Raw genomic sequence first — 12,642 nt, forward strand, 5'->3', positions numbered from 1 at the left:
GTTTTAAAAACCCATCTCCACCTTATCATCAGGATTTACGAGTTTTGTACTTTTTCTTTTGCCATTTACCGTTACATGAATAATGCCGGTTTGCTGGTCCATATATTCATACAACAAATTATTGCTGATGGAAATTTTTTTCAACTTTAGAATATTGGCCACTTCATAATAACTCACAATGCCTTCTTCTATTTGCTCATAACCCAGGAAATTCAATACCACCGGTTTCCCGTCTACTGAAATATTAAAATGCTTCCGGATATAATCATTCACCATTTTTTCCATTGCCGGTTTTTGCTTTGCATCCAGCAGGTCAACATGAACTTTATAGGAATTTCTTAATTGCTTTTCAAAATCATCGGTAAAAAGTTTGCAACTGATTTCTAAAGTTTTTGCGAAGGCGTTGTGCTCAATTTCCACCACACTTACATATATCGGATGGTTGCCTAAAAAAGGGCTTGCCCCGCTTAAAAGCAGTACAAATACCCACTTAAATAAAATATTTACCATTAAGCTAAAATATTATGTAATTATCGGTTAATAAAGGATATTTACAAAAATAAAGCGCTGCTTCTACTTTTTTTTAAATATGAACGATTTTAACTTGTTTTTCGGTATTGGTATAGAACATATTTTAAATACCGGTGCATTAGATCACATTTTGTTTATAATGGTGCTTTGCGCTGTTTACCTAATTGCCGACTGGAAAAAACTATTGGTATTAATTACGGCATTTACCATTGGCCATTCGCTTACCCTTGCATTAAGCGTATATGATGTGGTGCGCTTTAACAGTAGCTGGGTAGAATTTTTAATTCCGCTTACTATTGTACTTACAGCGTTGTATAATTTAGCCATTGCAAAAAAAACTGTTCCGCAAGGCAAATTGCAACTCAATTATTTTATTGCTTTATTTTTTGGGTTGGTACATGGCATGGGCTTTGCCAATAATATACGTTTTATGCTGGCAGAAAGCCAGCAAATTCTATTGCCCTTGCTTGGCTTTAATATTGGGCTTGAGCTTGGGCAAATAATTGTAGTAAGTATTTTATTGCTGCTGGGTTATTTTGCAGTAAAAATAATTCGGTTGCAACGCAATTACTGGTCAATGGGTTTATCAGTAATTGGCCTTATTGCCGGTGCAATAATGTGTGTTCAAAGGGTTCCGGGTACATAACTATTTAAAATTAACGATAGCTTTTAATTCTTTAAAGATCAATACAAGTAACAATGAAAAATTTATTTTACTTATTAATTTTTGCGTTCCCCTTTACCCCTGCTTTAGCGCAGGATATACGAAATAACCCCGGGAGCAACCATGGCAACCGCTTTGAACAATTGGGCAGTATTTTACCTACGCCTAATGAATACCGTACTGCAAGCGGAGCACCAGGCCCAAAATACTGGCAGCAGCGCTGCGATTATGATATTACCTGCGAACTGGATGAAGCCAATCATAAACTCAGCGGCAAAGAAACCATAACTTATTTTAATAATTCACCTAATATACTCAGCTATTTATGGTTACAGCTGGATGAAAACCAACACAGCGAAAAAAATAATTCAGGCTATCAAAACGGCGGTAACCTGCCCAAAAACGTTACTGAAAATGATTTTTCCGATTATCGTTCCCGAAATAATTTTGGCAATAACATTACCAAAGTTAGTACGGTAGCCGGCGCCCTTTTAAAATATACCATTAATAAAACCATGATGAGGGTAGAACTGCCACAAGCTTTAAAACCCGGGCAACAATTTATTTTTAAAGTAGATTGGAATTATAATATTGTAGAAAGAACAAAATATGGAGGTCGTGGCGGTTTTGAGCATTTTGAAGAAGATGGTAATGACCTTTTTACCATGACGCAATGGTATCCCCGCCTTTGTGTGTACAGCGATTTCCAAGGCTGGCAAAACCACCAGTTTGTAGGCAGTGGTGAATTTGCGCTTACTTTCGGCAACTTTAAAGTGTCCATGACAGTTCCTGCTGATCATGTGGTAATGTCAACCGGCCAATGCCAAAATTATAAACAGGTATTATCTCTTAAAGAAATTGGCCGCTGGCAAAAAGCACAAACCGCAAAAGAACCTGTAGAAATTGTAACACTAGATGAAGCCAAAGCAAAAGAAAAAACAAAATCGGCACAAAAGAAAACCTGGGTTTTTACAGCCAGTATGGTAAGGGATTTTGCCTGGGGCAGCAGCCGTAAATTTATTTGGGATGCCATGCCGGTAAATGTTGAAGGCAAAAAAGTAATGTGCATGAGCGCTTACGGTAAAGAAGCTTATCCTTTGTACCTCAAATACAGCACAAAAGTGGTGGCGCATACCATTAAATCTTATTCAAAATTTACGATACCTTATCCTTACCCTGTTGCCCAAAGTTTAGAAGCGGCAAACGGAATGGAATACCCAATGATTTGTTTTAATTTTGGAAGGACCGAAAAAGACGGCACTTACAGCGAAGCCACAAAAAACGGGATGATTGGCGTTGTAATACATGAAGTGGGCCACAACTTTTTTCCCATGATAATTAACAGCGACGAACGCCAATGGACATGGATGGATGAAGGGTTAAATTCCTATTGCGAATACTTAACCGAAGAATTATGGGACAATAAGTTTCCAGTGAGCAAAGGCCCGGCTTATAAAATAGTAGATTACATGAAACTTCCTAAAGATCAACTGGAGCCCATTATGACCAATAGCGAAAACATTATTCAATTTGGCCCCAATGCTTATTCAAAACCTGCAACCGGTTTAAATATTTTGAGAGAAACCATAATGGGAAGGGAACTTTTTGATTATGCATTTAAAGAATATGCAAGGCGCTGGGCATTTAAACACCCTACTCCTGCTGATTTGTTCCGCACAATGGAAGATGCAAGCGGCGAAGACCTGGATTGGTTTTGGCGTGGATGGTTTTACAATACCGATCCCTGCGATATTTCTTTAGATACCGTTAGATGGGCTGCATTAAACACCGATAGCGAAAGCTTCGGAACTAAGGAAAGAAAGTTTTCACTTCCTGTGGCCAAACCCATACTAAATAATTTTGATGATGTATCCAAGCAAAGAAACCGTCAAGATAAAAATATTGTATTTGCAACTGATGCCGATACAAGCCTCCGGGATTTTTACTGGCACTATGCCCGTGGATTGGCAAAAGTGGATACATCTGCAACTGAAATTATTATTCCGGCAAATACCGATACGCTTAGCAGGGAGGAAAAACAAAGTATTGCCGGAAATAAATATTTTTACGAACTTACTTTTAGCAACAAAGGCGGTTTGGTAATGCCCTTAATTGTTGAATGGACATTTAAAGACGGTACAAAAGAAATAGACAGGGTTGCAGCACAAATTTGGCGCAAGAACGAAAGCAAAGTGGTGAAAACCTTTGTTAAAAATAAAGAAATGGCTTCAATAAAGCTTGATCCCATGCGTGAAACCGCCGATATTGATGAAAATAACAATACCTGGAACGTTGAAACAGAACCTTCAAAATTTCAATTGTTTAAAAACAGAACAAGGGGGCCAAGAGGCACAAGCAACGGCACAAACCCAATGCAAAAAGAAATTGCACCATATATTAAATAATATAAAAAATAGATATTTATAAACAATAGTATCTCCAAAATAGTTACTATTGTATTTTACAAGAAAAGTAACCCTTTATTTACAATCCAGCTTGGCTGCATAATTGGTCCAATCCAAATATCCGTCAAAACGAAATGCTGTTACAGCATTTACTGTTATCCAGCTTAATTTTAAATAAATAAAATCTTTTTTAGGCAACTTAAGTTTATAATAATAAAAGCCCATGTTCTTTTTATTGGTGCAGCTTTTCAGCAGTTCTGCTTTAAAAGATTTACCGGCAAACAAACTGTCAATAAAAGTTAAAGTGGTAAAATCTTTTGAAGGGGAACTGATAATACTCAGTGAAGTATAACCCATCCTTGGCCCTTTAATCATTACATTCCAGGCTACAGGTTTACCATCATGCAAAAAAGATTTACCGCCAACAGTTACATTAGCCGAACCTAAACGGTAAAAATTGATGCTCGTATCTTCACTCATTATAATCCTGTCTTCGTTCCATTTTACCGGGAATTTTTTGGGATTGCCTACAGCCCAATCCCCTACTTCGGAATAACCGGTACTATCCATCCATAATTTTTTAATGAGGTCGTAAATTTCTACTGTTTTATTTGGTGTTGCAACCAGCTTTGAACCCTGGGTAGTTTTTTTTACCTGGGCTGTAATAGTTAAAACGGCCAATAATGCCATTAACGTAAACCATAATTTTTTCATAATACAATTTTAATAAATTATTTTTTAATTGCTGCTTTCATAAAAAAATAGCTCAAAATATTAAGCGTCACTCTCTGTAAAGTATTGAATATCAGCATTGAAATTAATATATGGGTATTGTTGTTTCATACGCTGGATTTTATTTAAGTTAGTTGCCAGAAAAATTTTGTGGGCTTCTGATGAAGGGTTAAATGCCTTGTGGTTCCTTGCAGCATTAATACTGTTTATTTCTTTCATTATTTCCTGTGCGCCTTCATCAATGCAGCACGATACAAATTTTTCCCACACATAATTTGTAGCAGCATAATTGGGATGCACCATATCTTCTGCATAAAAACGATAATCCCTTAAATCATCTATTACTAATTCATAAGCCGGAAAATAGTAAAGTGCGGAATGGGTGCTCAGCAATTGCTGCGTAGCGTTTATCAGTACGCTTTTGCTTCGGTTATTTTCTATAAATCCATCCCTTAAATGCCTTACCGGACTTATCGTAAATATTATTTTTAACCCGGGATTATATTTTTTTAATTGCGTTACCAGGTTTTCCAGTTCGGTTGTAAGTTCTTCAATTTCCAATATGCGCTTATTAAATTTATCGGTAGGAACCTTATGGCAATTGGCCACCACAAGATGGTTTTCCAATTCATAAACAAATGCAGAGCCAAGGGTAATCAGTAACCAGTCGGCGTCTTTTAAAAAAACAGCAGCCTGTTGGGTTGCAGCATTTATTTTTTGCAAAGCCTCATTTTTATCGGTAGATGAAAAACGGGTATGGTGATCCCAGCTTCCCCAAAGTTCGTTATACAAAAAAAGGTCGCCTGCCGAATAATTTTTATGACTGATATAGGAACCGAGTGAGCGGGCAATACTTACAGGATTAAATAAGATACCACTGGGGTTTTCGTAGGTTTGAAATTTATGTGCACCCAGCTTTGCCCCTATTTGTTCGGTAAAGCAAGAGCCAATAAGCATGAGCTTTTGATGGTGCCTGATTTTTTCTTCGAAAGCTTTAGGAAAAAATTCTAACCTAAAATCCATGTTTGCTGTTTTTAGATAAATATTTCAGATGCCATTTTACTGCAATAGTTCAATGCTTCACTATTTAAACCCATGCTTATTTTTTGCGAAGCAAGGTAAGAAACCATAAATTCAGTATCCATATTTCCCACCAGTTCATCATCAGCCATTGGGCAGCCACCAATTCCTTTCATTGCCCCGTCAAATCTGAGGCAGCCGGCCTTTAGTGCGGCTTCCAGCTTTTCCTTACGGTTTAATGGTGAGGAATGAAGATGAACGCCAATTTCAGTTTTTGGGAGCATATTCACCAGGTATTCCGTAATTTTTTTTACTTGTGCTGCAGAAGCAAGCCCAACAGTATCGGCAAGTGAAATAATTCTTATATCCATTAATGCCAGCTTACTTGCCCATGAAAAAACTATTTCTTCATTATAAGCATCAGCATAAGGGTTACCAAATGCCATGGAAATGTACAGCACTAATTTTTTATTGGCTTTTATGCATAGGTTTTGGATATCTTCCACCCTTGCCAGCGATTGCAATATGGTAGCATTGGTATTACGAAGCTGAAATGTTTCTGAAATTGAAAAGGGAAAACCTAAATAATTTATTTCCTCAAATTGTATCGCTTCTTCTGCCCCACGTTGGTTGGCTATTATGGCCAGCAACTTTGACTTGGTATCGTCAAGCTCAAGCATTTGCAAAACCTGCCTGGTATCGGCCATTTGTGGTATTGCTTTTGGAGATACAAAACTCCCAAAATCAATAGTATCAAACCCTACTTTTAACAAGGCATTAATATAAGCTGCTTTGGTTTCCGTAGCAATATAATGCGGCCATCCTTGCATTGCATCCCTTGGGCACTCAATAAGTTTTAAACTGTTTACGGCTGGCATAAGGCAAATTTAGCTGTTTACAGGGTTCAATGTGCCAGGTAAGCAAATATGCAGTGCCTGATTTAATCGTATTTTCTTCCTTTCATAACATATTATGCTTAATTTCGGCCTTTCTGTAAAAATAAAAAAGTATGAAAAAAAATATTACACCATTGCTGGTGATTATGCTGTCCTTTTTTACATCTTGTAATGATGCAAAAGGCCCCGATGTAGATGCAAGCATTGCTCCGCCAAAAGATTCCACGCAACAAGACCTTTCCTCAAATATTCAGGCAAATGCACCAAATACTGTAATTACACCCAATACGGTTACACCGGCAAATAATGTTACTCCTTCAAGTACAGGCAATACAGTAATGCCAATGCCTTCTCCAAATACTGGGCAACCGCAAATTGTAATGCCACAGGTTCAAAATATTCAAAAAGCGCCTCCCACTACTACAGCACCTGGTATGAACCCAGCACATGGCCAGCCAGGACATAGGTGCGATATTGCAGTTGGCGCACCTTTAAATTCGCCAAAAGTAGCTACACAACCAGCACAAGTTGCCCCAACTTCAATAAAAGCACCAACCAATATAACTGCACCTACTACTACAGCGCCAGGTATGAACCCTCCGCATGGTCAGCCCGGCCACCGTTGCGAAATTGCTGTTGGCGCACCCTTAAATTCACAGCCTGCTACCGTTACGCAAACTGGTACTACGGCACCGGCAGCAATACCACCTGCAAAAAATAATGGGACAAAGCAAGATGTTTTGGAACCAAAAAAACTTCAGGAAGCAGCAAATGCCGAAGGTAAAAAAGAGCTAAACGAATTAAAAGAAGCTAAAGAAGAAAAGAAAAACTAAGCTGTTTTTTAAGGTACATTTTTTTTACAAAATTCCTGTATATCCCGGTAGGCCTCCACCCCTTCTTTTGCAATGCCGGGAAGATTAATAAAGCCGTGTACTACGCTTTTGTATTCCTTATAGCAAACCGTATTACCTGCAGCCAGCAATTTCTCACTATATAACAAGCCGTCATCTTTAAGCGGGTCGTATTGTGCCGTTAAAATAAATGCAGGCGGAAGTTGGGAAAAATCCTTATGGTAATATGGAGAAAGGCCAGGGTTTATCCAATCTACTGCATTGGGTGCATAGGTTTTACGGTACCAAATTATAGATTCCTTTGTAAGCAAATATCCTTTTGCAAATTGCTCTATTGATGCCGTTTTCAACTTACCGTCAACCCAGGGATAAATAAGTATTTGGGCAGCAATTTTTACCTGCTGGTTATTTTTAAAATAATGACAGGCGCAAGCAGAGATATTTGCGCCTGCACTGTCTCCGGCAACAATAATTTTTGATGGATCAATACCAAAATCAATGGCATTTAAAGCGATACTTTCAATTACTCTATAGGCATCCTGATGCGCTGCAGGAAATGTAAATTCCGGCGCCAGGCGGTAATCTACAGAAATTACCGTGCAATTATTCATTGCACATAACCTGCGGGCAACATCATCATGCGATAGGATATTATAAAATGAAAAACCACCTCCATGAAAAAAAATAATGGCTTTTTGAAAAGGCTCCTTTGATATTTTGTATTGACGCACCTGGATACCCTCAATCAAAAAATCATTAATATACTTTACGGCAAATTTTTTGCTAAAAAATAATTGTCCCAGGTAAGAACGGAATGCCGCTTTTTTTCTTTCCCTTGCAATATTTACTTTACCATCAAACTCCGATTGAAAAAAATTATTTACAATCCATAAAACAAACCGGAGTTTACTATTCATTGAATATGAAATTAAATAAAAGGCCCATAGGCTGGTTCAAACGGGTATTATTAAAAAGCTTATTACCGAAACCTTTGCCTAATGGCCTCGTACAAAACCATACCTGTTGCAACAGAAACATTTAAAGATTCAAAATTACCGGGCATAGGAATTTTGAGCTGCTCATCGCAAATTTTTAATAACGCCGGATATATTCCCTGCTCTTCACCACCCATTACTATGGCACATGGATCTTTAAAGTCCACTTCAAAAATATTTTTTTGCGCCGTCATTTCTGTTGCATAAACTTTAATACCGTTTAAATGCAACTCATCTACTGCTTTCATTAAACTATTTACCCGGCATACGGGCAAATGCTCCAGGGCTCCGGCAGAAGTAAAAATAGCATCTTCGTTTAAAGCGCCTACGCCTTTTTCAGGAATAATTAATGCCGTAACGCCCATGGCATAAGCGCTTCGGGCTATAGCACCAATATTGCGTATATCGGTAATGCCATCCAGCATTAAAAATAAAGGCAACAAACTGTTTTCAAAGCTAAATGATATGAGATCCTGCAGGTTACTGTATTTTATTTTTGAGAGCATGGCCACACAACCGTTGTGCTCACCGGTATTAAAACTATTGAGCTTTTCTATGGGAACCTTATTTACCGGCACACCGCATTCGGCAGCCAGTTTTTTTAATTGGTCCGTTACTGCATTATTGAATGTAGCCAAAATAAAAATCCTGTCTAACTGTATATTTTCCTTTAAGGCACGGATAACATCAGTGGCTCCGGTAATGAGCCTGTTTTTTTTGGGCCGATGGTTCCTGCTTTGCCTGAAATTTTTCACTTTTCAAAAATAACATTAAAAAAGAAGCCAACTTTAAAAAGCTGGCTTCTGTATAAAAAGGGTATACCATTTATTTTAAACCGAATACTTTTTTCACTTCTTTTATGGCATCTAGTTTTTCCCAGGTAAAAAGCTCTACTTTTTTAGTAATTTTTTTACCATCCGGGGAAACAAAAGTTTTTTCAACGGTTTCACTTTTGCGGCCCATGTGGCCGTAAGCTGCCGTTTCGCTGTACATTGGGTTACGCAGTTTAAGCCTTTGTTCTATAAAATAAGGGCGCATATCAAAGCATTTCATTTTGGTGACTTTTTCTGCAATTTGCCCGTCGGTAAGGGCTACTTTGGAAGTTCCGTAAGTATTTACATTAATACTGGTGGGTTCGGCAACACCAATAGCGTAAGAAACCTGTACCAGTACTTCGCTGCAAAGGCCTGCTGCTACAAGGTTTTTGGCAATATGCCTTGTGGCATAAGCTGCAGAACGGTCTACTTTGCTGGGATCTTTTCCGCTAAATGCACCGCCGCCATGTGCGCCTTTTCCGCCATAAGTATCTACAATAATTTTACGGCCGGTTAAGCCTGTATCGCCGTGTGGGCCACCAATTACAAACTTTCCTGTAGGGTTGATATGGTACTTTATTTTATTAGTAAAAAGATGGGCATATTTTGGGTATTTTGCTTTTACCCTTGGTATAAGAATATTAATGATATCTTTTTTAATTTTTGCCAGCATGGAATTATCATCCTTTGAAAAATCATCATGCTGTGTAGAAACTACTATTGCATCAATCCTTACTGGTTCATTTTTATCGTTATACTCAAGTGTAACCTGGCTTTTAGCATCAGGCCTTAGATATTTTATTTGTTTATTTTCACGGCGTAAAGCGGCTAATTCTTCTAAAAGTTTATGAGCAAGGTTTAAGGCCAGGGGCATATAATCACCGGTTTCATTTGTTGCATAGCCAAACATCATTCCCTGGTCTCCTGCGCCTTGTTCTTCTTTCTTTTTACGTTCCACGCCCTGGTTAATATCGCCGCTTTGCTCATGTATTGCAGATAATACGCCACAGGAGCTGGCTTCAAACATATATTCGCTTTTGGTATACCCAATTTTGCGAATTACATTTCGGGCAATTTCCTGTACATCCAAATATGCTTTACTTTTTACTTCGCCTGCCAAAACCACCTGGCCGGTTGTTACCAGCGTTTCACAAGCCACTTTACTTTGAGGGTCAAACGCAAGAAAATTATCAATTAACGCATCGCTAATCTGGTCTGCTACTTTATCGGGGTGTCCTTCGCTTACGGACTCTGAAGTAAATAAATAAGGCATATATTTTTTTTAGGCTGCAAAGATAATAACCGGGGTTTATACTTAAAAGCCCTTTGGGTTTTATTTTACTGTAAACTACATTTTTGTCCAGGTCATTACCAGTTTCATCCTGTAAACAGGGCTGATATTGTTGCCAGAACCAATTTTTATTCGTCCAAATGCAACAGGGTTGGCATATTCAATAAATGCAGAAGTGTACTGTGGATACTTTAATTTAAACGGCGCAAACAAACGCATATCGTAATTTCTTCTCTCTTTAGTTATCAGGTTTTGCATATACCTTGTAACATTAATCGTATAATACCTTGCCTGCTGCCCCATTCCATTTATTCTCGATTTAGAATATCCGCCAAAATAATTCTGGTCTATTTGTGTTGGGAAATAAAAACCTGTACTGCCCAGGTCAGGATCGTAGCCCTGCATTGGGTTGAGGTCGTAATACAAAGGCTTCCACTTAGTGTTTGCCGTATCAATAATATCTACATATACAACAGGTGGTGAAAAAATACTGTCGTAAAAAAGATTATCGGGTATTTGCTCTATTACAATTTCTGCCCGGTTTACAATTTTGTTGGTTCTATTTACGGTACTGTCTATATGAAAACCGGGGAAATGGAGGTTCACATAAGATCCCGGGCCTCCCTGCAAATATAATTCCCCCGGGTCGGGGCTGTCAGCCGGGCTTCCGGCCCTGTTCCGTATTACCGAATTTGCTGTAGCGGACATATCTGAAGTTAAACTTTCAAAAGCATGTAAAGGAAAACTGTTGTAAGTGGTATCGTATTTACCATTTTTAAATTTTCTAAAAAATATGTCGAGCCTTGTTCTGGGGTCAGTAATGTTTACATACATAATGCCATTTCCCGAAATAGATTTTAGGGCAAAACCATGATAGGTTTTTCTGAAAACTGAATCGGAATAAAACCCATTTTCTACAGCCATTTTAGCACTGTCTTCCCCAAACAACCTTGTAGCAAATTCGGCGCTTAGTTTAATGCGAATTTGGTTGGTTATAGAATCCCGGCCTTGGTTAAACTTTACTTTATCGTTTAATTCAGCAGGCTTAATGGATACTATGCCCGACACGGCATTTCCCAAAACCGGTTCGTAACTAAGGTTGTGCTGCTTGTTTGCTGAATCGCTAAAAACCTGGTCGTTTATTTCAAATACCTGTAACTGCTGTACAATATTGGTATCTCCCCACAACCCGTCATAGCTCATGCAAAGCACTACCGAATCTACACCCACACCAGTATAATTTTTTACAGTATCGCCGGAGGAACCAAAATAATATGGAAAAAATGCAGGTTTTAACTGCATAAATAAATTAGCTGTAGTGTTGCCAAAAAGTGGATCGTTATTAATGGTACCCAAAACATGGGCATTGGATAAAGAAACAACACTGGTATCATTAAAAAAATGCTGGCTGGTTTCAATGGTAAAAGTATCTCTGAAAGTATGGATATTATCCACTTCGGGAATAAGGTCGGTGCCCAATGTAGTGGCATCTATTTTGGTACAGCCCCAGCCAATAATTAATACAGAAAATATCGTTACAAAAGCAGCAGGTAAAACTCTTTTACGCACAAATGATTTTTTAATAAATAAGGTTGTAATCTGGTTATTTAGCAAGGTCGGTATATAATTGTAAATAGTCTGTTAAATCAGACCCTTCATCATATTTCAGCACTTTCTTACCTTTCACTTTTGAGAATTCTTCGGTAAGTTTTTTATCAATTTTTGCTGCGCCAAAACTAATAGCATCTGAATAGGTTGCCCCTACCCTGAAAAGGGAACTGTTTGTAGTATCTTTATAAATATCCTGTTCTTTTTTGGTAACGCCATCGCTAATGGCAGATAACTTTACAAAAGCGCTGCCTAATTTTTCTTTAAAAGTATTTTCGCCAATGGTATAAATTATTTTACTACGGCTAAATACAGGCTCTTTTTTATACGCAGCTTTAATATACATGGGTATGAGCCCTGTCATCCAGCCACTACAATGGATAATATCCGGCGGCCAGCCAAATTTTTTCACTGTTTCAAGGGCGCCTTTGCAAAACAATACGGTTCTTAACCCGTTATCATCAAACCATTTATTGTTTTCATCCGCAAAAATAGATTTGCGTTTAAAATAATCTTCATTATCCAAAAAATATACTTGCAAACGGGCATTGGGCAATGATGCAACTTTTATCATTAAAGGATAATCATCGTTATCAATAGTTACATTAATACCCGAAAGCCTTACCACTTCATGAAGCCTGTGGCGCCTTTCATTGATAACGCCAAACTTTGGCATGATGCACCTCACCTCCATATTATTGTCGTTGGACAACACAGCAAGTTTATTAACAATTTCAGCAAACTCTGTAAGTTCCAGGTACGGAGACATTTCGTTTGCAATAAATAAAATTCTTTTTTTTGTTGACATTTTACTTTATTGTGGTGCTTAATTCG

At 38.0% G+C, this 12,642-nt stretch carries 12 protein-coding genes; 3 read left to right on the forward strand and 9 right to left on the reverse strand.

What is annotated here, in order from left to right:
* Nucleotides 1-3: 3 nt before the first annotated feature.
* Nucleotides 4-510, reverse strand: coding sequence for a hypothetical protein (locus tag IPO46_01575; GenBank protein ID QQS63328.1), 507 nt, complete (start codon nucleotides 508-510; stop codon nucleotides 4-6).
* A gap of 79 nt (nucleotides 511-589) precedes the next feature.
* On the opposite strand from IPO46_01575, the gene IPO46_01580 reads away from it, so the two are divergent.
* On the forward strand, nucleotides 590-1,177 hold the full coding sequence (locus IPO46_01580) for a HupE/UreJ family protein (GenBank protein ID QQS63329.1): 588 nt from the start codon (nucleotides 590-592) through the stop codon (nucleotides 1,175-1,177).
* A 53-nt stretch (nucleotides 1,178-1,230) separates the two neighbouring features.
* A complete protein-coding gene (locus IPO46_01585; GenBank protein QQS63330.1) occupies nucleotides 1,231-3,600 on the forward strand; it encodes a M1 family metallopeptidase in 2,370 nt (789 codons plus the stop codon).
* A gap of 75 nt (nucleotides 3,601-3,675) precedes the next feature.
* Here the strand turns inward: IPO46_01585 and IPO46_01590 are convergent, their stop codons facing one another.
* The 3 genes from IPO46_01590 to IPO46_01600 are packed head-to-tail and all read right to left on the reverse strand — an operon-like array spanning nucleotide 3,676 to nucleotide 6,230.
* A complete protein-coding gene (locus IPO46_01590; protein ID QQS63331.1) occupies nucleotides 3,676-4,314 on the reverse strand; it encodes a hypothetical protein in 639 nt (212 codons plus the stop codon).
* 60 nt (nucleotides 4,315-4,374) lie between these two features.
* The gene (locus tag IPO46_01595; protein QQS63332.1) at nucleotides 4,375-5,355 is read right to left on the reverse strand and encodes a GSCFA domain-containing protein; all 981 of its coding nucleotides are present in this window, start codon (nucleotides 5,353-5,355) and stop codon (nucleotides 4,375-4,377) included.
* Nucleotides 5,356-5,366: 11 nt separating this feature from the next.
* A complete protein-coding gene (locus tag IPO46_01600; protein ID QQS63333.1) occupies nucleotides 5,367-6,230 on the reverse strand; it encodes a hydroxymethylglutaryl-CoA lyase in 864 nt (287 codons plus the stop codon).
* Between the two features lie 131 nt (nucleotides 6,231-6,361).
* Here IPO46_01600 and IPO46_01605 point away from each other — a divergent pair, with 131 nt between their 5' ends.
* Nucleotides 6,362-7,081, forward strand: coding sequence for a hypothetical protein (locus IPO46_01605; GenBank protein ID QQS63334.1), 720 nt, complete (start codon nucleotides 6,362-6,364; stop codon nucleotides 7,079-7,081).
* 8 nt (nucleotides 7,082-7,089) lie between these two features.
* On the opposite strand, the gene IPO46_01610 is transcribed toward IPO46_01605, so the two are convergent.
* From IPO46_01610 to IPO46_01630, 5 genes are all read right to left on the reverse strand, one after another.
* The gene (locus IPO46_01610; GenBank protein ID QQS63335.1) at nucleotides 7,090-8,016 is read right to left on the reverse strand and encodes an alpha/beta hydrolase; all 927 of its coding nucleotides are present in this window, start codon (nucleotides 8,014-8,016) and stop codon (nucleotides 7,090-7,092) included.
* 62 nt (nucleotides 8,017-8,078) lie between these two features.
* The gene (rlmB, locus tag IPO46_01615) at nucleotides 8,079-8,849 is read right to left on the reverse strand and encodes a 23S rRNA (guanosine(2251)-2'-O)-methyltransferase RlmB (GenBank protein ID QQS63336.1); all 771 of its coding nucleotides are present in this window, start codon (nucleotides 8,847-8,849) and stop codon (nucleotides 8,079-8,081) included.
* Between the two features lie 70 nt (nucleotides 8,850-8,919).
* Nucleotides 8,920-10,182 carry a methionine adenosyltransferase gene (locus IPO46_01620; GenBank protein QQS63337.1) on the reverse strand — a complete coding sequence of 421 codons (1,263 nt, stop codon included), beginning with the start codon at nucleotides 10,180-10,182 and terminating at the stop codon, nucleotides 8,920-8,922.
* A gap of 75 nt (nucleotides 10,183-10,257) precedes the next feature.
* Nucleotides 10,258-11,769, reverse strand: coding sequence for a DUF4270 family protein (locus tag IPO46_01625; GenBank protein ID QQS63338.1), 1,512 nt, complete (start codon nucleotides 11,767-11,769; stop codon nucleotides 10,258-10,260).
* Between the two features lie 34 nt (nucleotides 11,770-11,803).
* The gene (locus IPO46_01630; protein ID QQS63339.1) at nucleotides 11,804-12,616 is read right to left on the reverse strand and encodes a glycogen/starch synthase; all 813 of its coding nucleotides are present in this window, start codon (nucleotides 12,614-12,616) and stop codon (nucleotides 11,804-11,806) included.
* Between the last annotated feature and the right edge of the window lie 26 nt (nucleotides 12,617-12,642).

It is taken from the genome of Chitinophagaceae bacterium (assembly GCA_016699815.1).
Lineage (GTDB): Bacteria > Bacteroidota > Bacteroidia > Chitinophagales > Chitinophagaceae > Ferruginibacter.